Here is a 26,313-nt window from a genome sequence, read left to right as displayed (position 1 = left end):
AAAGCTCATACCAAACGTTGATATGAGCTTTTTTAAATATGTGTTTCTGCTTACGCAGGAATTGTTTATCCAATAATCATCCCAGCAATGGTAGCCGAAATTAAAGAAGCAATAGTACCACCAACAAGGGCTTTCATCCCAAATTTAGATAGTGTTTTGCGCTGTCCTGGTGCCAATGAACCAATACCTCCAATTTGTATTCCGATAGAAGCAAAATTAGCAAAACCACAAAGCATATATGTTGCCATAATAATAGACTTCTCGTAGGTAAGGTGTGTAGCGTTGGCAATATTTTTTAATTCTCTTAATTGTATGTACCCAATAAATTCACTCGCGGCTAATTTAATACCCAAAAGTTGTCCCATAAGGGCCATATCTTCTTTAGCGACGCCTATTAACCACATAAGTGGGGCAAAGGCATAACCTAAAATAAGCTCAAGCGATAAGCTCTCGTACGATGTATTAGTGGCTATCCAGTTGTTTACCGATGTAATATCGCCAACCCAACCTAAAATCCCATTAAACATGGCAATAAAGGCAACAAATACCAAGAGCATAGCACCGACATTTACAGCAAGCTTTAAACCTTCGGTAGTACCGTTAGCGATGGCATCTAAAAAGTTAGCACCAATTTTTTCCTGTGAAACGTTGACGTCTGTATTAACCTCTTCGGTTTGTGGAAATAATATTTTTGAAATAACAATAGCACCAGGTGCAGCCATAACCGATGCGGCTAATAAATGCTTAGCGTAAAACAATCTTAATTCTGGATCGTCTCCGCCTAGAAAGCCAATGTATGCTGCTAATACGGCACCTGCAACGGTTGCCATACCTCCAATCATAACCAGTAGCATTTCCGATTTATTCATTTTTTCTAAATAGGCCTTAATCAAAAGCGGCGCTTCTGTTTGTCCTAAAAAGATGTTTCCGGCAACACTTAAACTTTCAGCTCCCGATATTTTTAAAGATTTTGAAAGTAGCCAAGCCATTACTTTTACCACACGTTGGATGATCCCTAAGTAAAATAAAACAGAGGTTAATGCGGAAAAGAATATAATGGTTGGGAGTACTTGAAAAGCGAAAATGAAACCGAAGGTATCCATATCTACCACTAAACCTTCGAATAAGAATTTACTTCCTGCACGTGTAAAATCTAATACGCTAACAAATAAGCCACCTATAAATTCAAAAATGGTTTTTATAAAATCAACCTTTAAAACACCTATAGCAATAAGAAGTTGAAATGCTAAACCGATGACAACAATTTTCCAATCGATGGCTCTGCGGTTGCTACTAAAAAGGAAGGCCACAAAAATTAAGGTAAGCATACCTAAAACGCCACGCCATAAACTGATTATGGAGAATCCTTGACTTGGTACAATGCTTGCTGTCGCGGGTTTTGAAACTGTGGTTTCTGGTGTGTTTTGAAGTGTTACGCTGGTTGCGTTTACTGGAATAGAATCTGCCGCAGCATGTACAACTTGTGTGGTTGTTAGAGTGCTATCGGTAGCTATTGTTTCGTTGGCATCCTGTGCTTTTGCGATTGTTGTTAAAAACAAAAAAAAAGTAACAGTAATCAAAAACAACTTTTTCATATAATGGACTTAGGTGTTAATCTCTTTTCGAAATCTCGTCACGAATGTGTGCAGCCTTTTCGTAATCTTCGTCGGCAACGGCTTCTTCTAGTAATTTATGAAGTTCTTCGGTTGTTTTAGCTTTAAAACTTTCACGAGGTTCTTGAGTTTCCAATTCGTTCGCTACCAAATCATCCATCAAAATGCTATCTTCAGTATCGTCGTTTTCGTCTTCTTTTTTAGGATTCACTTTTAAGTAAATACCCGCTTTATCAAGAATGTTTTTAAAGGTGAAAATAGGAGCTTGAAACCGGAGTGCTAAAGCAATAGCATCACTAGTTCTGGCATCAATAATTTCTTCAATTTTATCGCGTTCGCATATTAAACTAGAGTAAAAAACGCCATCAACAAGTTTATGAATAATGACTTGTTTAACGATAATATCGAAGCGGTCTGCGAAGTTTTTAAATAAATCGTGAGTTAATGGTCGGGGTGGACTAATTTCCTTTTCCAACGCAATGGCTATAGATTGGGCTTCAAAAGCACCAATAACGATAGGGAGTTTGCGGTCGCCATCGACCTCATTCAAAATTAATGCATAGGCACCATTCTGGGTCTGACTATAGGAAATTCCCTTTATGTTTAATCTTACTAAACTCATAATTAATAAAAACGCAAAGAACTGTTTAAATTAGGACTTTACCAACTGCAAGATGGAGAAATTCTAATTTAATCAGTTCTGAACAATATTACAATTTAAAAAAAATATATGTTATTGTTGGGCTTTAAAAGCTTTTAATTTTTCGATGAGTTCGGGAACTACCGTAAAAGCATCGCCAACGACACCGTAATCTGCGGCTTTAAAAAACGGAGCTTCGGGGTCGGTATTGATTACTACTTTTACTTTTGATGCATTAATTCCTGCTAAATGCTGAATGGCTCCAGAGATACCAATAGCAATATATAAGTTAGATGCTACAGGTTTTCCAGTTTGCCCAACGTGTTCGCCATGTGGTCTCCATCCTAAATCGGACACTGGTTTAGAACAAGCTGTGGCTGCACCTAGAACATCGGCTAATTCTTCAATCATGCCCCAGTTTTCTGGTCCTTTTAATCCACGACCACCAGAGACTACTATTTCAGCATCGGCGATAGTTACTTTATCTGTGGCCTTATCTACAGATTCTACTTTTACAGCAAATTCAGGAATGCTTGGCGAGAAATCTTCCGCGGAAGCGTTACCACTAGCTTCAACTAAACCGAAAGAATTATTAGACACGCCAACAATTTTAATTTCGGTATTAATTTGAATGTTCTCGAATGCTTTGTTTGTAAACGCAGGACGTTTTACTGTAAATGGGCTTGTGTTTGATGGCGCTGCAATAACATTTGAAGCGTATCCAGCATTTAAACCAACGGCTAAAAGGGGAGCTAAATATTTGCTATCGGCACTAGAACTTACTATAATGACTTTGGCGCTTTCGTTTTCTGCTGCTTGTTTAATGATACTAGCATAAGCGTTGGCGTTAAATTTATCTAATTGTGCATTATTTACGTTTAACACTTTGTCGACACCATAGTTACCTAAAGTAGTGCTGTCTGGTGCGTTAATAGCAACGGCGGTTACGGTTGTTCCTAATTGATTGGCAACGGCTTTGGCGTAAGAAGCCACCTCTAAAGCTGTTTTTTTAAAGTGCCCTTGTTCTGATTCTGTATATACTAAAACTGACATAATATATTTTTTATTTTTTCATTCCCACGACCGTGGAAACTTCATTAATGTTTTTTGTAAACTTGAAAAGATTCTGAAAATACATCCAGAGTCATTTTATTTAAATCACTTTAGCTTCGTTGTGAAGTAAATTCACTAATTCGTCTAAATTGTCTGGAGACACTAGTGTAACCGCACCTTTTGGAGCTGGTTTTTCAAATGAAACTGATGTGGTTTCTGCCGAAGCATCGATAGGTTCTGCAATGGTTAATGGTTTTTTACGAGCCATCATAATACCACGCATGTTTGGGATACGTAAATCACTTTCTTCTACTAAACCTTTTTGTCCGCCAACAACTAAAGGTAATGTTGTAGATACGGTTTCTTTACCACCATCAATTTCTCTTATCGCTGTGGCTGTTGTGCCTTCAATTTCTAGACCAATACAGCTGTTTACAAAATTAGCGTTGGTTAAACCAGCGATCATACCTGGTACCATGCCACCGTTGTAATCTATAGATTCACGACCGGCAATTACTAAATCGTAACCACCATCATTAATAATATGGGCAAGTTGTTTGGCTACCGAAAAAGCATCGGTAGCTACCGTATTTACACGTATAGCAGCATCTGCGCCAATAGCTAGCGCTTTACGTAATGTAGGTTCTGTTTCTGGGCCACCAACATTAATAACATCTACTGTTGCACCTTGTTTTTCCTTAAACCACATGGCACGGGTTAGGCCAAATTCATCATAAGGATTTATTACAAACTGAACGCCATTTGGGTCAAATTTGCTATTGTCTTCTGTGAAATTAATTTTCGAGGTGGTGTCTGGAACGTGACTTATACACACTAATATTTTCATAATAAGTTCTATTTAGTAAGTAATGTTTTTTGAGATTACGAAGTTAATTATTTTATTTCAAATATTACTATGCACGCATAGTAAATTATAATGAATTTGTGAAAAAACGGCTCGATTTTAGGTTTTTTTGAAGAAAAGCAGCTACAAGCTCATTCAGAATAGTTAATTTAACAGCGAAAAGCTTGTAGTTTATTGAAATTTAAGGCTGGTTTTGTGCTAGTTTTAAATTTAGGATAATCAAAGTATAAAAAACAATATTTTTCTCGTAGAAAATTTTTAATTTAGCAACTTGATTTAAAATAGATAGAATGAAGACAATTCAATTTAGAGAAGCCATTTGTGAAGCCATGAGTGAAGAAATGCGTCGTGATGAGAGCATTTACTTAATGGGCGAAGAAGTAGCAGAATATAATGGTGCTTATAAAGCATCGAAAGGCATGTTAGACGAGTTTGGTGCAAAACGTGTTATAGATACACCTATTGCAGAGCTTGGTTTTGCAGGTATCGCTATTGGTTCTACAATGACGGGTAACCGCCCTATTGTAGAGTATATGACTTTTAACTTCTCTTTGGTTGGAATTGACCAAATTATAAATAACGCAGCAAAAATTAGACAAATGTCTGGTGGGCAATTTAAATGCCCAATAGTTTTTCGTGGTCCAACAGGATCGGCAGGACAATTAGGAGCTACACACTCACAAGCTTTTGAAAACTGGTTTGCTAACACGCCAGGTTTAAAAGTAATTGTACCATCTAATCCATATGATGCAAAAGGACTTTTAAAAGCAGCCATTCGTGATGACGATCCCGTTATTTTTATGGAAAGTGAGCAAATGTATGGTGATAAAGGTGAAGTGCCAGAAGGTGAATATATTGTGCCTATTGGTGTTGCTGATATTAAACGAGAAGGTACTGATGTAACTATCGTGTCTTTCGGAAAAATCATTAAAGAAGCTTACAAAGCAGCAGACGAATTAGAGAAAGAAGGTATTTCTTGTGAAATTATAGATTTACGTACCGTACGTCCTTTAGATAGAAAAGCGATTGTAGAGTCGGTTAAGAAAACCAACCGCTTAGTTATTTTAGAAGAAGCATGGCCGTTTGGAAATGTTGCTACTGAAATTACTTATTTAGTGCAAAGTGAAGCTTTCGATTATTTAGATGCACCTATAATAAAAATTAATACTGCAGATACACCTGCGCCATATTCTCCAGTTTTATTAGAAGAGTGGTTACCTAATAAAGATGAGGTTGTCAAGGCTGTAAAAAAGGTATTGTACAAATAAAATAATATATTTTACGTTATAAAGACTTCATTAACATTATTGTTGATGAAGTTTTTTCGTATTATAAAATAAAGTTGTTGCTTAGAAATGAATGCCTATAAAAAGCGACAACCTTAGTCTATAAAAAATAAATTCATGCCCCAATTTAAATTAAAAATCATAATAGCCCTTTTCTTTTTAGGCATAGTTTCGGCTGTGGCCCAAACCAAAGTTAGTGGTTATGTGTTGGATGAGGACAAGCAGCCTGTATCCTTCGCAAACGTTTTGTTTAAAGGTTCTACACAAGGTACCATTACAGATGAAAACGGAAAATTTTATCTAGAGTCTGGCGAAACGTGGAGTACTTTAGTGGTCTCTTTCTTAGGTTATGAAACCTTAACGATTCCTTTGGGAAAAAAGGTGAATTACGAATTAAACTTCGTTTTAAAAGAGGAAGCATCTACTTTAGGCCAAGTGCTTATTGTTACTGGTAAGCAATCTAAAAAAGATAATCCGGCTATTGATATTCTTCGCAAAATATGGGAGAATAAAAGAAGTAATGGTTTAAAACAATTCAAACAATACAAATACGATAAATACGAAAAGGTAGAATTCGATTTAAATACCATTGATAGTTCGCTTATAAAAAGCAAGCTGTTTCGTGGTATGGAGTTCGTGTTCGATGAGGTAGATACGTCCAATGTAACCGGTAAAACTTATTTACCCATGTTTATTAATGAGGCCGTTTCTACGGTGTATGGTGATAATGAATTTCAGAAGGTAAAAGAAGATTTAAAAGGAAATAAAAACTCTGGTTTTAGCGATAATCAAATTATTATTGATTTTGTGGACGATTTGTATACCGATTTTAGTGTGTATGATAATTACCTTAAATTTTTCGATAAAAGTTTTGTGAGTCCCATTTCTAAAACAGGAATTAATACTTATAATTATGTTTTATCAGACAGTGCTTTTATTGATAATAAATGGTGTTACAACATTATTTATTACCCGCGTCGAAAAAATGAATTAACCTTTAAAGGTGATTTTTGGGTAGCCGATAGTACGTATGCTATCAAAGAAATTAACATGCAAGCTTCAAAAAGTGCTAATATAAACTGGGTAAAAGATATTTATATTGAGCAAGAATTTGATGTGCTTAACGACTCGGTGTTTTTAGTAAAACGCGATTATATGATGAGTGATTTCTCTTTTAGTAAAAAAGAAAAAGCACGTGGTGTGTATGGTAAGCGTACTACATTGTATAATAATTATGTTTTCGATGTTGAAAAGGATAAGAAATTCTACGACGTTGAGGTTTATAATTATGATAAGGATGTTTATGATCGGGATGATGCCTTTTGGGCAGAAAATCGATTGGAATCCTTAAATAAAGATGAACAAGGCGTTTATAAAATGCTAGACACCTTAAAAACCGTGAAAAAGTTTAAACGACTTTATAATTTAGGAAGTATTTTAACTTCTGGTTATATTGAGTTCAACTCATTACCGTTAGATTATGGTCCAATTTTCTCATCATTTGGTTTTAATGAAGTTGAAGGTTTACGCTTACGTGCCGGAGGAAGAACCTATTTTGGTAAAAATGATATTTGGAGATTAGAAGGTTATGCAGCTTACGGTTTTAAAGATGATAAAGTGAAATATGGCATTTCTGGAAAATGGTTAGTTGATAAAAAGAGTCGATTAATTATTTCTGGTGGAAATAGACGAGATGTTGAGCAAATCGGAGCAAGCTTAACCACAAGTACTGATGTTTTAGGGCGAAGTTTAGCATCGTCTTCCGTAGTCGGAACGAGTACGAATGATAAGTTAACTTCTATTAATTTATCTAGTTTAGCTGTAGAAGCAGAACCTTGGCGTAACGTTATTGTAAGGTTAGACGGAAACTACCGAACTTTAGAATCGGCATCACCAACCTTTAGTTTAGATTATAATACACCAACAGGAATACAGTCGGAAATTCAACAGTTTGAATCGGCATTGTCTGTCTCTTATTTTCCAAAACGAAAAATGACAGGGTTTGGTGTAGAACGTTCGGTTGCTAACGATAATTTTGCAACACTATTTGCTCAAATTACTCGAGGCGATAAAGCGATATTTGATGGGGATTTTAACTATACAAAACTCCAGTTTTCGTACATTCAGCCATGGCAAGTCGGTGGTATTGGTCGATTAACCACAACAGTTGAAGCTGGTAAAACCTTTGGCGAAGTGCCGTTAGGTTTATTAAGTGTTATTCCGGGAAATCAATCTTATTTTTCTATTTATAATACGTTTTCTCAACTTGATTTTTACGAGTTTGTTTCCGATACGTATACTTCGGTGCATTTCGAGCATAATTTTAACGGACGTTTATTTTCTAGGATTCCGTTTTTAAGAAAATTGAATTGGAGGGAAATAGTAAGTTTCCGTGGGGTTTGGGGAGAAATATCAGATGAGAATATAGCCTTAAATACAACGGGTTTACCGAATAGTATTCCGTTAGTAGCACCCTCAACGAAACCTTATTACGAGTATAGTGTTGGTGTTGGTAATATTTTTAAAGTATTTAGATTAGACTTTAATTTTAGAGGAAATTATTTAAATGAAGTAAATTATCCGAACGCTAGAAAATTTGGAATTACCGGGAGTTTCGGGTTTAATTTCTAAAGTTTTATACCGATAAATATGGATATAAAAAAAGAAGGTGTTTCCGCGGAAGCACCTTCTTTTTTGTTTTTATACTGATACATATTTACTAACCATTTCGTTTAAGTAAAATGGATATCAAATAAGGTTTAGTTTATTTTTCGTTTCTGAAACCACAGCCCTTCCAAACTTAAATTTATAGAAAATAAATGATAGTTTTCTTTTATCAGTCCGTTAGAGATAGTGCCTTTAGAACCGTAAGAATAACTAAAGTTAATCATAGAACTACGGTCGCTTTTCAGCGGAATTCCCAAGCCAATGTTTAAGGCTGAGTTACTAATTCGCGTATCATCAATTTCAATGTTTCCGTTGTCATAATTAAAACCAGCTCGATATTGTAAGCGGTTAAAGAATTTCAATTGATTTTTAGTACTTTTAAATTGCAATCCAGCCCCAAAGAAATCCTGATCTACAAAAGTTCCTATTTGGTCGGATTGATTAGTATCATTCCAATAACTTTTTTTGAAATCGAAACTGAATACAAAAGCGTCGTTTAATTTTGTTTGCAACCCAAAGCCTAGTTCTAAAGGTAGTTTGAAATCATCAATACTAGAATCACTTTCTATGGTTTCAATAGTTGCTTCGCTTGTAATGGTTGTGGTACTTATTTTATCGCCACTAAGGCTGGTTGGTAAGTTTACAACGCCCCCAATCGCTATTTTTTCTGTAATGTCGTATTGAAATCCAGCTCCTAATCTAAATCCGGAGTAAGCGCTATCGTCATCAATTAAAATAGTGCTAATGCTGTTTGTGAGCACGTAATTGGTTTCTGTTTCTGTAATTTTACCGAAAAGCGCAGAGGCTGTTAAACCCAGTCTGAAGTTTTTGGTTAAACCATAACCGTAGTTTAGTTTTAAGTCGTTAATACCGCCTTCGCCATCAATGCTAGTGCTAAAAATATCGGTACTTCCTTCAATGTAACTTTCGATACCCGAAATGGTATAACCCACACTGGTTAACGGAACCAATGTTGCCGAAAAAGCCGATCTCGCATTAATAGGAAAAGCAATACCAATATTAGAAAAGTTAGCGATTATATTCGAGTTTGAACCACTACCTTCCGCCATGGTATTGGTTTCTGCCTTAAAACCAAAATCGTATAAAAAAGAGTTTTTATACATGGCTCCAAAGGAAGCCGGATTGGAATTGTTTATAAAGGTTGTCGATGGCATAGCAATGCCTGATTTTCCTAAGGAATTTGTTATTCCTGTGCCAATGTCGTTTGATACACCTAGCCCATATAAGGAATACGGCGAGCTCGATAAAGAATTGGATTGCGCTATAGATTTACTAGAAATAAACAGTAAAACGGTATAAAATATTAGGGATTTAATCTTCATAAATTGCATAAGTTAATTCTAGTTTCAGCTTTAAATTACTGCTATCGGCTTGGTCTCCATTAAAAATATAACGATCTACCGATTGGTTGAAATCTTGACCATAAATGCCCAGATATAAATTGTCTCCATAGGTTTGATCTAATTTTAGATTTAAAAAATTTGTCACCGGAATAGTGTAAGTCAGGGTTTTAAATTCTTCGTCTATAGATTCTAAAAGTCCATATACGGTTTCGCCTGATGCATCGGTAAGTACACCATAAGAATCACCTTTCCTATCAATTAAATAAACATTTATGGCGTCGTTGGTATATAAGTTTTCGGTTGAGGTATTTTGCTTTATCGAAATTTTTATATTGGCATCCAATATACTGCCGTTACCAGGAATATCGTTAATGGTTTCCATAAACGGAATATCAATGCGAGTGGCCATTCCTGCTCCTGATTGTGCGTAGGAAGCTTCATCAGCATCAGCGCTTAGAAGCTGTGTTTCCTGGCTATCAAGAGTGTTAAAGTTTGTGCCGGAATAATCGGTAGTAATGTTATGGAAACTGTTGGTGGTGTTTAACGTAAAATCAATAGTTTCACTTTCCTCATTTTCAACTTCATCTTCTAAAGAATAATACAAGCGCAAATAACTACTGGTCGCAAAACCTAAAACACTGGTGTTGTTTGTGTCAGGGTCTATCATAAGGCCTTTGTAAGCATTCAGGAATTCATCACTATTAGTAATTTCGTTATCTCTTAATTTTTCGTATAAATCTGTTCCGAAGACATTGTTAATAGTAACGTGTAATGAGTCTTCTTTTGATGGATAAGGTTTAAATGTTGTGGTACCAATGGGTGTTGTGTCGGCTTCAAAATCGGTGGTGTTGTAAAAAAAGCCATCGTCGGTTTTTACATCATCTAGCAAATTATAAACCGAAATGGTTTGCGTTTGCGTCGTATCATTATAAAAGTAGTTGTCGTACTTTAAAATTAGGGCAATGGAATCGTAAACAGCCTCGTCGTTAATACTTGGGAAAGGATACGCAAATTGCATAAAGCTTTTGGCTTTTACTTGTCCGAAAACAGGGTCGGAATAAGCACCAACCAGCAATCTGCTCGTATTAGAAACGGCTATGGAATCGAACTTAAAAGTAGACGATTGCACGGTCATGGAATCTATAAAGTAGATTTTTGTGTCCACGGTAATCCAATCTTCTCCAACAGGAGTAAGGTCTTCCTCGGCACAAGATATTACTATTCCTAGCGTGAGGAAAAATAGTAAAGCCGGAAGCGCTGTTTTAATAGTCATAGAAATCAGAATTTTTGCGAACCTAATTAAACCCTGCTTTTAAATAAAAGATGTTATACAAATGGCGGGTTTTAGTATGCCAAAGCTGCTATTTTTCCGACGAACACGTGCTAAAGCGGTTGGTATGGAAAATTGCGGTGTTGGTATAGACTAATCGCTAGAATATCAATTATGTTTTTATATCGCGTTAGTAAGAAATAGCTTTGCTGAAAGTTTAATAAAAAGAAGAGATAACGAATTATGAAAAATAATATTAAATTCCTTTTAGGGCTAAGTGTTTTTGTTGGTCTATTTGTAAGTTGCAGTAGTGATGATGACGATGATGAACGCGGAAACTGGATAGAACGTTCTATTTTTGATGGTGTACCAAGAAGTAATGCCGCAAGTTTTGTAATAGATGATTTAGGCTATATGGGAACTGGTTATGATGGCGATGATTATTTAAATGATTTTTGGCAATATAATATAGAGGGTAATTATTGGTCGCAAAAAGCCAATTTTCCAGGAAGTGAAAGAAGTTCGGCTTCAGGAATGAATATTGACGGTGATGGCTATATTGGTATTGGTTACGATGGTCTTGAAGAATTGGAAGACTTCTATAAATATGATGTAGCTAGTAATTCTTGGTCGCAAATATCCAATTTTGGTGGAGGAGTTAGACGTGCTGCTGTAAGTTTTGCAGTAAATTCAACAGGATATGTTGGTACAGGATACGATGGTGATAACGATTTAAAAGATTTTTGGAAATACACACCAGCAACCGATACATGGAGCGAACTTGTAGGTTTTGGCGGCGATAAAAGAAGAGATGCTACCACGTTTACTATTGATAATAAAGTCTATTTAGGTACGGGAATTAGTAACGGAGTTTACAAAAACGATTTTTGGGTTTTCGATCCTACAACTGAAGTTTGGACGAGCTTAACCGATTTAGACGAGGAAGATGATTACAGTGTGGTAAGGTCTAATGCCGTTGGTTTTGAAATGAATGGTTTGGGTTATATAGCAACCGGTTACTATGGTGGTGCCATGACGTCTATTTGGGAATACGATCCTATTAATGATGACTGGGAAGAAATTACAAACCTAGAAGCTACTGCTCGACAAGATGCGGTTGCTTTTTCTACCGGAACTAGAGCTTTTGTTGCTTTAGGAAAAACAGGGACTTTATATTTAGATGATACTTTCGAAGTGTTTCCTCAGGATAGTTATGATGATGAAGATTAATAGCAACTCTCATTTGTAAATAGTGCCAAGGTTCAAAGTGGGTATGCTCAATATTTTGTAGCAATCGCTTTGAACCTTTTTTTGTGGTTAAAAAATAATAAATGATGATTAAAAGAAAAGGGATTCTTGGTTTTGTAGTAATTTTTGTGGTTATTACAGCTTTTGTAGTCTATAATATTACAGATTTCAAGACATTACAGACTTATCAAGTTGAGGTTTTTAAAGTTGGTAATGGCTTTGGATATCAAATAAAAAGTCAATCAAAATTACTTATTAAGCAAGATTATATTCCAGCGGTTCAATTAAATAAAACATTTTGTACCGAGGAAGATGCCGAGAAAGTGGGTCGTTTTGTTGCTAATAAAATACTAAACAAAGAAAACCCAAAAGTTACTATGGAAAACTTAAAACAACTAAACGTAGATTTACAATGTGTAAATAATTAATATCATGAGCATATCTACTTTTTTAGGGGATAAATATAGAAAGCAATTTGTGTTGCACTTTTCTGTATGGACCATTTTTGTTTTTGTGCACTTAATTCAGGTTAGGCCGGGGCAAGATGTTATTTCCGTTAGTAATTTATTTTTGTTTGTTACCAATATTATACTTTTCTACCTTAACTATTTATACCTAGTACCTAAGTTATTACTTAAAAAGAAAACAGGTTTATACGTGTTATGTGGCGTTGTTTTTATAGGTCTTATTGTTTTTTTGTTTAGAGAATTACAACCCATGATAAATAAAGGTACTATGTTTTTTGAAAGAAGACCTGGGCATGGACGTTTTTTTACGGGTATCAAAGAATTCATGATTATCATTAATGGCATCTTAATATTAGCCATTGGTTCTGGTATTCGAATTTATACAGAATGGAACAGAAACGAGATTACTAAAAAACAAATAGAAGCTCAAAAATCACTATCAGAGTTACATTTTCTGAAAAATCAAATTAGTCCACATTTCTTATTCAATTCATTAAATAGTATTTATTCGCTCACCACAAAAAAATCTAACGATGCTCCGGAGGCCGTGATTACCTTATCGGAATTGTTGCGTTATATGCTGTATCAAACCAATCAGGATTTCGTGTTATTGAATAACGAACTCGATTATGTTCAAAATTATTTGAAATTACAACGCTTACGTATTGCCAATAACGAACATGTTACTTTAAATATTCACGGAGCCATAAATCATCAAAAAATACGACCTTTATTATTGATTTCTTTTATTGAAAATGCCTTTAAATATGGAACCGATTTTAAAGGGAGAACCAAAATAAAAATAGAAATTTATGTTAAAGAAGACGAACTTCAATTTACATGTGTTAATTTAATCGGCTCGCGTAAAAGCGATAAAACGAGTTCGGGTATTGGATTGCAAAACACCCGAGAGCGTCTAAAATTACTATATCCAGAAACGCATTGGTTAACCGTTACCGAGGTTGAAAACGATTTTGTTGTAAACCTAACCTTAAAATTGGCTTAAAACTTTAAAAGATGAAATGTGTAATTATAGACGATGAGCCTTTAGCGATTGATGTTGTAGAATCGTATGTGCAGCAAGTAGGCGGTATCGAGATTGTGGCGAAATGTACCAATCCGTTAGAGGCTATTATTCTTTTAAATAAGCATCAAGTCGATTTGGTGTTTTTAGATATTGAAATGCCAAACTTAACAGGAATCGATTTAGTGAAAACTATCGATAATATGCCGCAGTTTATTTTTACAACGGCTTATCCTGAATATGCTTTAGATGGTTTTAATTTAAACGCTACCGATTATTTGGTAAAACCCATTCCGTTTCACCGCTTTTTGAAAGCTATTTCTAGGGCGAAGGAAAAATATGAGTTGGAAAATAAAGTCGTTGTAAATACTCCGATAATTGATAATTCAGGCATTACAAACGTTGATAATTTTATTTTTGTAAAATCGGAATACGAGAACATAAAAATCAATATCGATACCATTGTTTATATCCAAGGTCTTAAAGATTATATTAAAATTTATTTGTCCGATACGCCTAAACCTGTATTAACCTTATCGAGTTTTAAGGATATATTAGAAAAGCTTCCTGCGTCTAAATTTATTAGAGTTCATAAGTCGTACATCGTGAATATTCAGCATATCAAAGCCATTCAGAAAGCTAAAATTCTGGTTCAAGATATTCGTATACCCGTGGGCGAAACCTATAAAGAAACGGTTATGAAACGTCTAGGAGTATAATAATGATTATGAATTTTATTTCCGTAGCAATCTAAACTTTACGAGGTTTCATAAATTTTGTTTATTGCATTTTACTTACCATCTTTAAAGCGATCAAAATCAGATTTCGTTTCAGTTTTCGGGAAACTATTATTGTTCATATCCGTGTCTGCTAATTCAAAATTAGGGTCTAAATTCACTTTAACTACACGTTTTTCTTTAATGAAGGTCTTTTTAATTTCGTAAGCATTTCGTCTCCAAATTTCAGCAGGAATACGGTCTATTTCCGACGAGCCATCATCAAACAGCCATTCAATAATTACGGGCATAACTAAACCACCAATATTTTTCACGTTCACTTCATAAATGTTTTTTCCTGAAAGCGCTTTACGAACTGCAGGTTCGTCTAATCGAGATAAAAACTGACGGTAATCTTTGACTGGTGTAGCAATCATATTAATCATTTCTGGTCCGTTAGAAAAATCTGTTTCTACCATTTCATTGTTCGGTAAATTAGGATTCATTGTAGCTTCTGTAGTTGTATTTTGGTCTTCTTTGGTGCTGTTTTCGTCATAAACTTTAAACCATTTTACATTGCTTAATTCTAAGTCTACATGATCGGTAGTGAAAAACCATCCACGGAAAAACCAATCTAAATCGGTTGCTGTAGCATCTTCTAGGGTTCTAAATAAATCGGCCGGGTTAGGGTGTTTGTATTTCCAACGGTTAGCATACTCTTTAAATGCTTCATCGAAAAGTTCTTTTCCTATAATCGAGTGACGCAACATTTGCAAGCCTACTGTTGGTTTTATGTAGAAATTAGCCCCAAATTGATTAAACAACTCACTGTCGGTAGTGGTCATTATCGGACGTAAAATATTGGTGTCACCCTTCATAAATGGTACAATTTTTTTGGGTGTTACGCTGCCGTAATCCGGGTAACGTTCGGCTAAGGTGCGGTGGTGTAAAAAAGTGTTTAGGCCTTCGTCCATCCACATCCATTTGCGTTCGTCGGAACTTACAATCATAGGGAACCAGTTGTGTCCAACTTCGTGTATAATGGTACCAATCATGCTAGCCTTGGCGCTCGGACTTATTTTTCCGTTAATTGGGCGGCCACCATTAAAACTAATCATTGGAAATTCCATCCCAATATTAGAGGTGTTAACTGAAATCGCTACAGGGTAAGGATAGTCAAAAGTAGCTTCCGAATACACTTCCAAAGCATGACGAATTGCTGTTGTTGAGGCTTCTTGCCATACCGGTAAGCCTTCTTTTGGGTATAGCGACATCGCCATAACGGTATGTGTTGGTAATTTTACAGCTTGGGCATCCCATAAAAATTTTCGAGAAGATGCAAAGGCGAAATCACGTACGTTTTCGGCTTTAAAATGCCATGTTTTTTGCTTGGTTGATTTTGTTTTTTCATTCGCTTGGGCTTCACTTTGTGTGATAATCATTACGGGTTTATCAAAAGAAGTTTTTGCCTTGTCCATGCGTTTTAATTGTTCTTTTGTAAGTACATCTTTGCTGTTGCTTAGTAGACCGGTAGCCGCAATAACATGATCTGCAGGTACTGTGATTTCAACGTCGTAATCGCCAAATTCTAAAGCAAACTCACCTAATTTTTGAAATTGTTGGTTTTGCCAACCTTCAGTATCGCTATAAACCGCCATTCTTGGAAACCAATGTGCTATTAAATAAGCTGTATTGTCGTCTTCTGGGAAATACTCATAACCTTCTCGCGAGAGTAAAAACAGACTTCTATCTGTAATTGGGTAAGACCAACCAATAGAAAAACTCATGCTTTCTCCAGGCTGTAAAGTTTTGTTTAATTTCACCTTCATCATGGTGTTGTTAACCATGGTTTTTAGGTTGGCGTCTTGTGAATCTTTAACGTATTTTATAGAATATCCAGCAGGAAAATCAATGGCGCGCGTTAGAAACTGCATTTGCCTTGTGGTCATAAAATCTTTAACATCATTGTTAATGCTTCCAAAATCTTCATTTCCTTTTTTATTTACATTTTGTTCTAATTGAATCCATAAATAGGTTAAAGCATCGGGTGAATTATTGAAGTATTCTATAGTTTCATCTCCGAAAAGCGTATTGGTTTTTTCGTCTAAAGTGGCTTTTATTTTATAGTTGGCGCGTTGTTGCCAATATTGACTTCCTGGTGCGCCACTGGCTGCTCTATATGTATTTGGTGCAGCTATTAAGTTGTCGATTGGTTCAAATTTACCTTGCCAAGGTTGGGTTTGCGCGTTAATATTTAGGAAGTATAAAACTGAAAATAATAGCGGGAGAATCTGTTTCATTATAGAAGGGTTAATGATTATTTTTTATAAAAAAGACAATATACTAAATATGAGGAAGTATTTATCGGTTGGGTATTATTAATGTAGGAATTATTGAAATTGATATATGATTTTTCTGAAAAAATGCCACATATTGTAAGTGTTTAGCTTTTAATTATGAAATAAGCTTGGGTGAAATTAATAATAAGCTTTTAGTTTTCAATCAAAACAGGCTTTTTTATCTTGTTTACTGCTATCGTGTTCAGTACATTTGTAGGCAGAATTAGTAATAAGATTTTTTCTTCGGAAGAAATATAAAATAAATTTAATATGAGTGAAAAAGATGAAGCTTTAACTTTTGATGTTTTAATCGAAATTCCTAAAGGAAGTAGAAATAAATACGAATACGATTTTACATTACACAAAATACGTTTCGACCGTATGTTGTTTTCTTCAATGATGTATCCTGGAGATTACGGATTTATTCCAGAAACTCTCGCTTTAGATAAAGATCCATTGGATGTTTTAGTTTTAGGACATCAGCCAACATTCCCAATGGTTGTTATGGAAGTGCGCCCAATTGGTGTATTTTATATGACAGATGAAAAAGGACCAGATGAAAAAATTATTTGTGTACCCGTATCAGATCCTATTTGGAGTAACAAAATGGATATAGCAGATTTAAACCCACATCGTTTAAAAGAAATCGAACATTTCTTTCAAGTATATAAAGATTTAGAAAAGAAAAAAGTTGATACAGGTGGTTGGGGTGATGCTGCTCAAGCCATTAAAATTTATCATGAATGTGTGGAACGTTATGAAAATAGCGAACACAAGAAAAAACGCACTTTTACAATATAATTAGTGTATTCTTAAAAATAACGCAATATGAATGAGCCGTCTTTAATTAAAGCCGGCTTTTTTTATCAATTATATTTTCCTATTTTTAGCTTCGTTTATACAATTACTAATTTAAAAACCAACTAACTACTATGGAATTATTAATTAAATGTTTGCCGCTTTTTGGCATTGGGGCACTGGCTTTTGTGTTCATTAAAAGTGCCTGGGTAACGAAGCAAGATCAGGGCGACGAAAAAATGGTTCGTATTGCCAAAAATATTGCCGATGGTGCTATGTCTTTCTTAAAGGCCGAGTACAAAATATTGGCCATTTTTGTGGTGGCAGTGGCTGTCTTATTATTTTTTAAAGGCAATTCTGAAGTCGGGTCGAGCGGTATGGTTGCTGTTTCCTTTATTATAGGTGCTATATGTTCTGCTTTAGCCGGATTTATTGGGATGAAAGTGGCTACGAGAGCAAACGTGAGAACCACACAAGCTGCTAGAACATCGTTAGGTCGTGCCTTAGAGGTGGCCTTTGCTGGAGGTGCTGTAATGGGGCTTGGTGTTGTAGGTTTGGGTATTTTAGGCTTAAGTGGCTTATTTATGATCTATCAAAACTTATGGCCTGGAGCAGAAAATTTAGCCATGGTGTTAAATGTGCTTTCCGGATTTTCATTAGGCGCTTCTTCCATAGCATTATTTGCACGTGTGGGTGGTGGTATTTATACCAAAGCTGCCGATGTTGGTGCCGATTTAGTAGGTAAAGTGGAGGCTGGTATTCCAGAAGATCATCCATTGAATCCAGCCACTATTGCCGATAATGTTGGTGATAACGTAGGGGATGTTGCCGGTATGGGAGCCGATTTGTTCGAATCTTATGTAGGCTCTATTATTGGAACCATGGTGTTAGGTGCTTTTATTTTAACGCCTCAATTTGACGGTTTAGGAGCTGTATATTTACCTTTAGTGCTTGGTGCTGTTGGTATTATCATGTCCATTTTAGGAACCTTTTTTGTAAAAGTGAAAGATGGAGGAAATCCACAAACGGCATTAAATATTGGAGAATTTGGTTCTGCAGGTTTAATGGTTGTAGTATCTTATTTTATAATTAATGCTTTAATACCAGAATCGGTTGATGGATTACCTTTTGGCGCCATGGGTGTGTTTTGGGCCACTATAGCCGGTTTAGTCGCGGGTTTAGCGGTTGGGAAAATTACAGAATATTATACAGCAACAGGTAAAAGACCAGTAATGTCTATCGTTGAACAATCGGAAACGGGTGCAGCAACAAACATTATTGCAGGCCTAGGTGTTGGCATGATGTCTACAGCTATTCCTATCCTTTTAATTGCAGCAGCTATTATTGTTTCGCACCATTTTGCAGGCTTGTATGGAATTGCAATTGCTGCCGTGGGCATGTTAGCCAATACAGGTATCCAGTTAGCGGTAGATGCTTACGGGCCTATTTGCGATAACGCAGGTGGTATTGCTGAAATGGCAGAATTACCCAGTGAAGTTCGCGAACGTACCGATAAATTAGATGCTGTTGGAAATACCACTGCAGCAGTTGGAAAAGGATTTGCCATTGCTTCTGCGGCATTAACAGCTTTGGCTTTATTTGCTGCTTTTATGAAAACGGCAAACGTAACCGCTATCGATGTGTCTCAGCCTAAAATTATGGCAGGTTTATTAGTTGGTGGTATGTTGCCTTTTGTGTTTTCAGCCTTATCTATGAATGCTGTTGGACGAGCAGCTATGGCTATGATTGAAGAGGTGCGTCGCCAATTTAGAGATATTCCTGAATTGAAAGCGGCCTTGGTAGTCATGCGTAAATACGATTCGGACATGACGAAAGCCTCCAAAGAAGATCGCGCTATTTTTGATGCGGCCGATGGTTATGCTGAGTATGACAAATGTGTTGATATTTCAACTAAAGCATCTATTAAAGAAATGGTGTTTCCTGGGTTATTAGCTATTGCAGTACCCGTGGCTGTTGGTTTTGTTGGAGGAGCCGAAATGTTAGGAGGCCTGTTGGCTGGTGTAACAACTTGTGGTGTGCTTATGGCTATTTTTCAGTCGAATGCTGGAGGTGCTTGGGATAACGCTAAAAAAACGATTGAGGAACAGGGGAAGAAAGGAACAGAAGCACATAAAGCAGCTGTTGTTGGAGATACGGTTGGAGATCCGTTTAAAGATACTTCAGGGCCATCATTAAATATTTTATTAAAATTAATGTCGGTTGTTGCTTTAGTGATTGCACCAAGTATCGCTATGAATGCCGATGAAGTTTCCGCTTATACCAATACCGTAGAAGCGAAACCTCTAGTTGAAGTTTTAAAAGAGGTAAAAGTTGAAATGCATAATAATGACGATGGTACAGTGAAAGCCATTGTAAAAACCGTAACCACTGAAAACGGTGTGTCTAGTACAAGTTATGAAAACATCGTAGGTTCACAAGCTGAAGTTCAAGCGAGTTTAGCGGCTTTAAATGAAGATGGTAGTGATATACAGGTTGAAATTAAAAAAGATATAAATAGTATTGAAAAAGAAGCTGTGAATTAAAGGAACCTTCTTTTTTTTAGTAATTTTGAAAAACCACGTGTATACGTGGTTTTTCGCATTTAAAACCTGTTGATGTTTAAAAAAGACCCACTTCAAATTATTACGTTTCAAACTTATGGCACGAGCAATCGTGTGTATTTGCGTGGTCGCGCTATCGAGGATGAAAATATTGATTTGGAAGAAAAAAGTCCGTTTAATCTCTTAATTAATACCTGGAAACGTTTTGAGACCGATAAAATAAGACACACGGAACTCTGCATAAAATTAGGGGATGACAAGTTGTTTTATACAAAAACGGACAATAGAGGCTATTTTTTATTAGATGAAACGGTTGAAGATATAAGTCGCTATCAAGATGAAGCGGGGTGGGTGAAGTTTGAATTTTCGTTTAAAGATTTAGCAGAAGAACGAGTGGTTCAAAATGAAAATCGCTTCTTTGGAAGTATGCTTATACCTTCTGAAAAAACAGAGTTTGGAGTTATTAGCGATATTGATGATACTATTTTGCACACCGGAATTGTGTCTCTTTTAAAATGGCGCGTTCTATTTAATACCTTTTTTAAATCGGCTAAAAAACGATTGCCTTTGGAAGGTGCTGCTGAATTCTACAAGTTGTTACAGGTAGGGAAATCGGGGAAGGCTAGAAATTCAATTTTTTATGTCAGTCATAGTCCGTGGAACCTGTATCGGTATTTGGTTTGTTTTTTGAAACAAAATGAGTTTCCAGAAGGGCCGATTATTTTACGAAAGTTCCCAAGCTTTTTTGGTAAAAAACCTAAGGATGAAAAACCTGAAAAACAAAAAGAAATTGTTAACCTATTAAAAGCGTATCCCGATTTAAAGTTTATTTTAATTGGAGATTGTGGTGAACATGATCCTGATATCTATATGGAAATCGCAGAAGTTTTTCCGGATAGAATTTTAGCGATTTATTTACGAAGTGTAAAACACAAAAAGAAAATGATTCGAGTTTTAGGGTTGTTTGATAATTATAAAACCACACCTGTATTGTTGGTGGAAAGTAGCAAGCAAGCTATTGAGCATGCGCGTAAGTTTGGATATGTCGTGTAAAAGTATAGCTGTCGCTATTGAGTCTGTTGAGGTGGGTGAGCTTTTGCGTTTTTAATTTAAACTAGAAATTAATAAATAAACCCCAACCACCTTGTTCTTATCAGGAGGTTAGGGCGGAAAAATATATTTTAAAACAATCCGTTTATTTCGGCATCAATAGTGTTTATTACAAAACCTAAATCTTCAGGATTATCAACGAAGTTTAAGTGATCAACGTCTATAATGAGTAGTTTTCCTTTGGTGTAACCGTGAATCCAAGCCTCGTAACGTTCGTTTAGACGACTTAAATAATCGATGCTTATTGAGTTTTCGTAATCGCGGCCACGTTTATGGATTTGCGATACTAAATTCGGAATCGTGCTACGCAAATAAATTAAAACATCTGGACCTTTTACTAGCGATTCCATAAGTTCGAAAAGTGAGGTGTAATTTTCAAAATCACGATTCGTCATCAATCCCATAGCATGAAGGTTAGGTGCAAAAATATGAGCATCCTCATAAATAGTACGGTCTTGTATTATGTCTTTTCCGCTTTGGCGAATTTGTAAAACTTGACGAAAACGACTGTTTAAAAAATAGACTTGCAGGTTAAAACTCCAACGTTCCATTTGGTTGTAAAAATCGTCTAAATAAGGATTATCTACCACGTCCTCTAGCTGCTCTTCCCAGTTATAGTGTTTGGCTAATAGTTTTGTAAGGGTTGTTTTTCCCGCGCCTATATTTCCGGCAATAGCAATGTGCATAATGTTAATTTATTTTTAAGAGGAATTCTTGTAAGATTTTGTGACTGTAAATATACAAGGTTTCATTGGTTACAAAAAACTGATTTATTAATAAATTTGGTAGGTTAATACGTACAGGTTGCGTTGCGGTTTTGCTTAGGTAAAACAGCGCATTGTCTTTTTTTAGGATTAAATTTTCATTACTGGCAGCCAGTTCCATATAGCTATCGTTGGGCGTTTTTTTTATTAAACTGCCAAAATAATTATAGGTGTATAGGTAATTCTTGGTGAGTAGCCAGCAGTAATTATAGTTGCTTTTTAGATCTAAAACAGCACTTTGCACAGGTTGGGCTTGTGCTCGAGAGGTGTTCGTTTTATAGTCGAAAAGCTCTAGTTGTTGGCTGTCTTGATTGAAAATCCAGAGGGTGTTATCATGTCCTGTGGAAATATGTGACACATTTTTATAATTTTTAATCGCATTGAAATCGATTCTAAAAATTTCGGATAACCGATTATCAAGAATAATAGCGGTATTAAAATCTTTGTAAAATAAATTTATTTTTAATGGATTAAAAGTATTAGCACTTGTAAGTGTGCCAAGTTGTAAGTTGTTGTAATTTATTGATTTATCCTCGGTTGTTTTGTAGAAAATGTTGTTGTTAATGTAAAATGAGGATCCGAAATAGTTTGCGTCAACCAGAGTTTCGGCGTCGAGTTTGGTATCTTTAATAAGTGTAGTTTCAATGGTTTCTTGAGCGAACATTGAAAAGGATAGTAAAAAAAAGATGTATTTGGCGCGTTTCATTCCGAGGTGAAAAATACAAAAAATGAGCCACTTTTTAAGATTTAATTGAAATATCGATTTTAAGATTACTTTAACATTTAAGCATTAAACTATGTTTTGTTATAGGAGTCTAATCTAAAATTAAATATTAATTTTAGTAACAAAAACAAAACTATATTTATAATGAATTTTACAACTTTAAAACCAGTAATAACGGCATTTTTAATATTAGTAAGTGTGGTGTCTTTTGCTCAAAAAGATTTTCAAGGAAAGGCTTACTACGAATCTAAAACTACCGTGAATATGGATAATTTTGGTGGCGGACAATTAAGTGAGGAACGTAAAAAAGAGATTGCAACACGTATGAAAAGCATGTTGGAGAAAACGTTTATTCTAACGTTTAACCAATCGGAATCGTTTTATAAGGAAGAAGAACGTTTGGAAGCACCAAGTAGCGGACGTGGTTTTCGTTTTGGAGCCATGAATTTTACTGGTGGAGATCAATATAAAAATGTAAGAGATAAAGAGCTTTTACAGGAACAAGAACTTTTTGGTAAGCAATTTCTAATTAAAGATAGTTTAAAAGATTTGAAATGGGAGCTAGGTTCGGAAACCAAAACTATTGGGCAATACACATGCTTTAAAGCAACGGCTGTAAAAACAATGGATGGTTTCGATTTCGGTAATTTAGGAAGAAGACCTTCGGATGATAAAGATGAAGAGAAAGACGAGAAACCTAAAGAAATTGTAGTAACAGCATGGTATACGCCTCAGATTCCTGTAAATCAAGGGCCTGATACTTATTGGGGTTTACCAGGTTTAATTTTAGAGATTAATTCTGATAGAACAACTATTTTATGTTCTAAAATTGTTTTAAATCCTTCGGAAAAGGATGAAATAAAAGCGCCTTCAAAAGGAAAAGAAGTAACGCAAGAAGAATATAATGCTATTGTAAAGAAAAAAATGGCTGAAATGAGTGCCTCTCGTGGTCCAGGAGGAAATCGTGGAGGTGGCGGTAGACGCTAAGCTTCAGTAATTCTGTTTTATTTCCTAATTAACTCAAAATATATTCCGTGAAAAATTTATTGATTTTTGCGCTGCTTTTTGCGGCTAGCTCAACCTTTGCTCAAGTTAAATTAGAAGGTGTTGTAAAAGATAGTATTGGTTCGCCTTTAGAATTGGCAAATGTTATAGCTATTAATCAAGACACCCAAAAATTAGATGCTTTTGGTATTACCAATCCTGAAGGTCGTTATAAGTTGTCTGTTGAAAAAAATGCAAACTATAAAATTCAGGTGAGTTATATTGGGATGAAATCGGCCAGTGCAGATATTTCTACTACAGACGCTGCAATTATTAAAGATTTTACATTAGTAAGCGATAATACTTTAGATGCTGTTGAATTGGTTTACGAAATGCCTGTGGTGATGAAAGGTGACACTATTATATATAATGCGGATTCTTTTAAGTCGGGAACCGAACGAAAATTGGGAGATGTTTTAAATAAACTACCAGGTGTTGAAGTGAATGATGATGGAGAAATAGAAGTAGAAGGCGTAAAGGTTGGAAAAGTGATGGTAGAGGGGAAAGAGTTTTTTGATGGCGATTCTAAATTGGCCACTCAAAATATTCCAGCCAATGCCATTGATAAAGTTGAGGTGCTTAAAAACTTTTCCGAAGTGGGCCAGTTAAGTGGCGTTACCAACAACCAAGATAATATAGCTATCAATATTAAATTAAAACAGGGTAAAAAGAATTTTTGGTTCGGAAATGTTACTGCTGGTGGTGGTACTTCGGATAATGAAGGGCTTTATCTAATACAACCCAAATTGTTTTATTACAGTCCAGAATATAGTATCAATGTAATTGGAGATTTGAATAATATTGGAGAAATTGCGTTTACACGTCGTGATTATTTCAACTTTACAGGCGGTTTTAGAAGCCCAAGTAGAAGTAGCGGGACCAATATTGATTTAGGAAGTAATAACCTTGGTTTTTTAACGCTTCAGAATAACAGAGCGAAAAATATTAACACCAAGTTTGGTGCAGCAAACTTTAGTTATTCTCCTAAAGAGACTTTAGATTTAAGTGGTTTTGCAATTTTGTTAAGCAACCGTACCGATTTACAGGAGATTAGCGATGTACAGTTCTTGAACGATGCTTCTCGAGACGAAAATAAAGACAGCAATACACGTCAACGTAGCGATATGGCCATGCTCAAGTTTAGCGCAAAATATAAGCCTAACGGCAATAACCAGCTAGATTATGATGTTATGGCGCGTACCTCGAAAGAATCTCAAGATCAGTTCGTTATTTCATCACGTGTTGGCGATATTGGCGAGCTTGAAAGTTCTACACCGTTTAGTATTAATCAGAATTTAAACTACTATTATACGCTAAACGAAAAAAATATTTTTGCTTTAGAAGTACAGCATTTATTTCAAGATGAGGATCCGTTTTACAACGCTATTTTAGAAAACGATCCATTCAATAATGATAATGATTTAGATGATCCTAATAATCCGAGAGATACTTATGATGATACGGCTAATGATTTAGGTTTTGATAGAGATCAACTTACATACGATATTAGTCAAGAAAAACGAGTAAAGTCGAATCAAATGGATGCGAAGGTTGATTATTGGAATATTCTCAACCAAAAAAGTGATATTAATTTTACCGTTGGAACCATATATAGTAAACAAGATTTTAATTCGAATATTTTTCAAACTTTAGATGATGAAACGGATATTGAAACCACACCAATTATAAACGATGGTTTGGATGCCAATGCTATTGCTTATACATTTTCTGATGTGTATTTGGGCGCGCATTACCGTTTAAAATCTGGGATTTTTACATTTACACCTGGTTTTTCTGCTCATGCTTACAGCTCAACAAACGATCAGTTTAATGTGAGTTATACTGATAATTTCTTTAGAATTTTACCAGATTTAAACGTACAATTACAGTTGAAAAAGAGTGAGCGTATTAATTTTGATTACAGTATGCAAACTAATTTTACCGACGTTAATCAATTGGCTAGAGGTTTAGTTTTAAATAATTATGGTTCTGTGTTTTCTGGTGATCAGGATTTGCAAAGTGCTTTAGCTCATAATTTAAACCTGTCTTATTTTAGTTTCAATATGTTTAATTATACCAATGTATCGGCTCGATTGAATTACAGTAAAACTATAGATAGAATTAGAACCAGATCAGAGTTACCAACAGGAAGCGTTATCCGAATAAGTTCGCCATACAATACCGATTTGGCTGACGAAAGTGCCAGTGCTAATGGGCGTTTTCAAAAAACCATGGGAAAATTTAGAGCTACCGTTAACGGAAGTTTGAGTTATACAAAATTTAATCAAGAAGTAAATAACGAGCCGTTTACAAACGAAAATTATTCACAAACGTATAGAACGGAGTTGCGAACAAACTTTAGAGAAGCTCCTAATTTTGAAATTGGATACCGTTATAGCATTCAAGATAACGACCAAGGAACACAAAGAACCAAGTTTTATACCAAGGCGCCATCGATAGAATTTGATGCTTTAATCTTGAAAAGCTTCACTTTTAAGACCGATTATTCATATAATGACTTTTCAGATGAAGAAAAAACAATAAATTCTTACGAATTTTGGGACGCCTCTTTAGCCTATAAAAAAGATGCTGATAGCAAATGGGAATATGAAATAAAAGCGACTAACTTGCTTAATACGAGGTCTCAAAACCAAAGTAGTGTTGGCGATATTTCGGTTAGTGCAACCGAATATTATATTCAACCACGCTTCTTAACTTTTAGAATTCGTTACGAGTTGTAAAAAAAAATATGTTTTTTGT

General features: G+C 35.4%; 20 protein-coding genes. 11 read left to right on the top strand and 9 right to left on the bottom strand.

Going from position 1 to position 26,313, the window contains the following annotated elements; translation table 11 throughout:
* Window positions 1–65: 65 nt before the first annotated feature.
* From QWY92_RS12010 to QWY92_RS11995, 4 genes are all read right to left on the bottom strand, one after another.
* Window positions 66–1,595, bottom strand: a complete 1,530-nt coding sequence (locus QWY92_RS12010) for a NupC/NupG family nucleoside CNT transporter (RefSeq protein WP_290271545.1) — start codon at window positions 1,593–1,595, stop codon at window positions 66–68.
* Between the two features lie 16 nt (window positions 1,596–1,611).
* Window positions 1,612–2,235, bottom strand: a complete 624-nt coding sequence (locus QWY92_RS12005; RefSeq protein ID WP_290271543.1) for a bifunctional nuclease family protein — start codon at window positions 2,233–2,235, stop codon at window positions 1,612–1,614.
* Between the two features lie 111 nt (window positions 2,236–2,346).
* Window positions 2,347–3,306 (bottom strand): electron transfer flavoprotein subunit alpha/FixB family protein, encoded by a 960-nt coding sequence (locus tag QWY92_RS12000; protein WP_290271541.1) that lies wholly within the window; start codon window positions 3,304–3,306, stop codon window positions 2,347–2,349.
* Between the two features lie 100 nt (window positions 3,307–3,406).
* Window positions 3,407–4,153, bottom strand: a complete 747-nt coding sequence (locus QWY92_RS11995) for an electron transfer flavoprotein subunit beta/FixA family protein (RefSeq protein WP_290271540.1) — start codon at window positions 4,151–4,153, stop codon at window positions 3,407–3,409.
* A 308-nt stretch (window positions 4,154–4,461) separates the two neighbouring features.
* Here QWY92_RS11995 and QWY92_RS11990 point away from each other — a divergent pair, with 308 nt between their 5' ends.
* Complete coding sequence (locus tag QWY92_RS11990; protein ID WP_290271538.1) at window positions 4,462–5,439, top strand: pyruvate dehydrogenase complex E1 component subunit beta; 978 nt, start codon at window positions 4,462–4,464, stop codon at window positions 5,437–5,439.
* Between the two features lie 135 nt (window positions 5,440–5,574).
* Entirely contained in the window at window positions 5,575–8,088 is a 2,514-nt protein-coding gene (locus QWY92_RS11985) for a DUF5686 and carboxypeptidase-like regulatory domain-containing protein (protein ID WP_290271536.1), read from the top strand.
* 128 nt (window positions 8,089–8,216) lie between these two features.
* On the opposite strand, the gene QWY92_RS11980 is transcribed toward QWY92_RS11985, so the two are convergent.
* Both QWY92_RS11980 and QWY92_RS11975 read right to left on the bottom strand, forming a co-directional pair.
* The gene (locus QWY92_RS11980) at window positions 8,217–9,467 is read right to left on the bottom strand and encodes a BamG family beta-barrel-assembly machinery protein (RefSeq protein WP_290271535.1); all 1,251 of its coding nucleotides are present in this window, start codon (window positions 9,465–9,467) and stop codon (window positions 8,217–8,219) included.
* Window positions 9,457–10,761, bottom strand: a complete 1,305-nt coding sequence (locus QWY92_RS11975) for a DUF4270 family protein (protein ID WP_290271534.1) — start codon at window positions 10,759–10,761, stop codon at window positions 9,457–9,459. Before QWY92_RS11975 ends, QWY92_RS11980 begins: the two co-directional genes overlap by 11 nt.
* Before the next feature lie 240 nt (window positions 10,762–11,001).
* Between QWY92_RS11975 and QWY92_RS11970 the strand changes: the two genes are divergently transcribed.
* From QWY92_RS11970 to QWY92_RS11955, 4 genes are all read left to right on the top strand, one after another.
* Window positions 11,002–11,988 carry a Kelch repeat-containing protein gene (locus tag QWY92_RS11970; RefSeq protein ID WP_290271533.1) on the top strand — a complete coding sequence of 329 codons (987 nt, stop codon included), beginning with the start codon at window positions 11,002–11,004 and terminating at the stop codon, window positions 11,986–11,988.
* A gap of 101 nt (window positions 11,989–12,089) precedes the next feature.
* Complete coding sequence (locus QWY92_RS11965) at window positions 12,090–12,434, top strand: DUF4907 domain-containing protein (RefSeq protein WP_290271532.1); 345 nt, start codon at window positions 12,090–12,092, stop codon at window positions 12,432–12,434.
* Between the two features lie 4 nt (window positions 12,435–12,438).
* Window positions 12,439–13,479, top strand: coding sequence for a sensor histidine kinase (locus tag QWY92_RS11960; protein ID WP_290271530.1), 1,041 nt, complete (start codon window positions 12,439–12,441; stop codon window positions 13,477–13,479).
* An 11-nt stretch (window positions 13,480–13,490) separates the two neighbouring features.
* Window positions 13,491–14,216, top strand: a complete 726-nt coding sequence (locus QWY92_RS11955) for a LytR/AlgR family response regulator transcription factor (RefSeq protein ID WP_290271528.1) — start codon at window positions 13,491–13,493, stop codon at window positions 14,214–14,216.
* A 71-nt stretch (window positions 14,217–14,287) separates the two neighbouring features.
* Here the strand turns inward: QWY92_RS11955 and QWY92_RS11950 are convergent, their stop codons facing one another.
* Window positions 14,288–16,513, bottom strand: coding sequence for a M1 family metallopeptidase (locus tag QWY92_RS11950; protein ID WP_290271526.1), 2,226 nt, complete (start codon window positions 16,511–16,513; stop codon window positions 14,288–14,290).
* A 309-nt stretch (window positions 16,514–16,822) separates the two neighbouring features.
* Between QWY92_RS11950 and QWY92_RS11945 the strand changes: the two genes are divergently transcribed.
* The 3 genes from QWY92_RS11945 (at window position 16,823) to QWY92_RS11935 (ending at window position 20,964) form a co-directional block, all read left to right on the top strand.
* Entirely contained in the window at window positions 16,823–17,353 is a 531-nt protein-coding gene (locus tag QWY92_RS11945; protein WP_290271523.1) for an inorganic diphosphatase, read from the top strand.
* Window positions 17,354–17,484: 131 nt separating this feature from the next.
* The gene (locus QWY92_RS11940; RefSeq protein WP_290271521.1) at window positions 17,485–19,893 is read left to right on the top strand and encodes a sodium-translocating pyrophosphatase; all 2,409 of its coding nucleotides are present in this window, start codon (window positions 17,485–17,487) and stop codon (window positions 19,891–19,893) included.
* A 72-nt stretch (window positions 19,894–19,965) separates the two neighbouring features.
* Window positions 19,966–20,964 (top strand): App1 family protein phosphatidate phosphatase, encoded by a 999-nt coding sequence (locus QWY92_RS11935; protein WP_290271519.1) that lies wholly within the window; start codon window positions 19,966–19,968, stop codon window positions 20,962–20,964.
* A gap of 128 nt (window positions 20,965–21,092) precedes the next feature.
* Here QWY92_RS11935 and QWY92_RS11930 read toward each other — a convergent pair whose 3' ends face one another.
* Both QWY92_RS11930 and QWY92_RS11925 read right to left on the bottom strand, forming a co-directional pair.
* Window positions 21,093–21,707, bottom strand: a complete 615-nt coding sequence (locus QWY92_RS11930; protein ID WP_290271517.1) for a deoxynucleoside kinase — start codon at window positions 21,705–21,707, stop codon at window positions 21,093–21,095.
* 4 nt (window positions 21,708–21,711) lie between these two features.
* On the bottom strand, window positions 21,712–22,449 hold the full coding sequence (locus QWY92_RS11925; protein ID WP_290271515.1) for a hypothetical protein: 738 nt from the start codon (window positions 22,447–22,449) through the stop codon (window positions 21,712–21,714).
* A gap of 204 nt (window positions 22,450–22,653) precedes the next feature.
* Between QWY92_RS11925 and QWY92_RS11920 the strand changes: the two genes are divergently transcribed.
* Both QWY92_RS11920 and QWY92_RS11915 read left to right on the top strand, forming a co-directional pair.
* The gene (locus QWY92_RS11920; protein ID WP_290271513.1) at window positions 22,654–23,496 is read left to right on the top strand and encodes a GLPGLI family protein; all 843 of its coding nucleotides are present in this window, start codon (window positions 22,654–22,656) and stop codon (window positions 23,494–23,496) included.
* A gap of 47 nt (window positions 23,497–23,543) precedes the next feature.
* The gene (locus tag QWY92_RS11915) at window positions 23,544–26,294 is read left to right on the top strand and encodes a TonB-dependent receptor (RefSeq protein ID WP_290271512.1); all 2,751 of its coding nucleotides are present in this window, start codon (window positions 23,544–23,546) and stop codon (window positions 26,292–26,294) included.
* Window positions 26,295–26,313: the final 19 nt, after the last annotated feature.

Source organism: Algibacter miyuki, from assembly GCF_030409805.1.
Classification (GTDB): Bacteria; Bacteroidota; Bacteroidia; order Flavobacteriales; family Flavobacteriaceae; genus Algibacter; species Algibacter miyuki.
The sequence above is the reverse complement of the archived record's forward strand: the minus strand, read 5'-3'. Positions and strand labels throughout refer to the sequence as shown.

Excerpts from the sequence above, each read along its gene's own strand:
- QWY92_RS12005 (WP_290271543.1), bottom strand. The coding sequence starts at position 2,235 with ATGAGTTTAGTAAGATTAAACATAAAGGGAATTTCCTATAGTCAGACC.
- QWY92_RS11945 (WP_290271523.1), top strand. The coding sequence starts at position 16,823 with ATGAGTGAAAAAGATGAAGCTTTAACTTTTGATGTTTTAATCGAAATT.
- QWY92_RS12010 (WP_290271545.1), bottom strand. The coding sequence starts at position 1,595 with ATGAAAAAGTTGTTTTTGATTACTGTTACTTTTTTTTTGTTTTTAACA.
- QWY92_RS11955 (WP_290271528.1), top strand. The coding sequence starts at position 13,491 with ATGAAATGTGTAATTATAGACGATGAGCCTTTAGCGATTGATGTTGTA.
- QWY92_RS11975 (WP_290271534.1), bottom strand. The coding sequence starts at position 10,761 with ATGACTATTAAAACAGCGCTTCCGGCTTTACTATTTTTCCTCACGCTA.
- QWY92_RS11930 (WP_290271517.1), bottom strand. The coding sequence starts at position 21,707 with ATGCACATTGCTATTGCCGGAAATATAGGCGCGGGAAAAACAACCCTT.
- QWY92_RS11980 (WP_290271535.1), bottom strand. The coding sequence starts at position 9,467 with ATGAAGATTAAATCCCTAATATTTTATACCGTTTTACTGTTTATTTCT.
- QWY92_RS11920 (WP_290271513.1), top strand. The coding sequence starts at position 22,654 with ATGAATTTTACAACTTTAAAACCAGTAATAACGGCATTTTTAATATTA.
- QWY92_RS11990 (WP_290271538.1), top strand. The coding sequence starts at position 4,462 with ATGAAGACAATTCAATTTAGAGAAGCCATTTGTGAAGCCATGAGTGAA.
- QWY92_RS11960 (WP_290271530.1), top strand. The coding sequence starts at position 12,439 with ATGAGCATATCTACTTTTTTAGGGGATAAATATAGAAAGCAATTTGTG.
- QWY92_RS12000 (WP_290271541.1), bottom strand. The coding sequence starts at position 3,306 with ATGTCAGTTTTAGTATATACAGAATCAGAACAAGGGCACTTTAAAAAA.
- QWY92_RS11940 (WP_290271521.1), top strand. The coding sequence starts at position 17,485 with ATGGAATTATTAATTAAATGTTTGCCGCTTTTTGGCATTGGGGCACTG.
- QWY92_RS11970 (WP_290271533.1), top strand. The coding sequence starts at position 11,002 with ATGAAAAATAATATTAAATTCCTTTTAGGGCTAAGTGTTTTTGTTGGT.
- QWY92_RS11995 (WP_290271540.1), bottom strand. The coding sequence starts at position 4,153 with ATGAAAATATTAGTGTGTATAAGTCACGTTCCAGACACCACCTCGAAA.
- QWY92_RS11950 (WP_290271526.1), bottom strand. The coding sequence starts at position 16,513 with ATGAAACAGATTCTCCCGCTATTATTTTCAGTTTTATACTTCCTAAAT.
- QWY92_RS11985 (WP_290271536.1), top strand. The coding sequence starts at position 5,575 with ATGCCCCAATTTAAATTAAAAATCATAATAGCCCTTTTCTTTTTAGGC.
- QWY92_RS11925 (WP_290271515.1), bottom strand. The coding sequence starts at position 22,449 with ATGTTCGCTCAAGAAACCATTGAAACTACACTTATTAAAGATACCAAA.
- QWY92_RS11965 (WP_290271532.1), top strand. The coding sequence starts at position 12,090 with ATGATGATTAAAAGAAAAGGGATTCTTGGTTTTGTAGTAATTTTTGTG.
- QWY92_RS11935 (WP_290271519.1), top strand. The coding sequence starts at position 19,966 with ATGTTTAAAAAAGACCCACTTCAAATTATTACGTTTCAAACTTATGGC.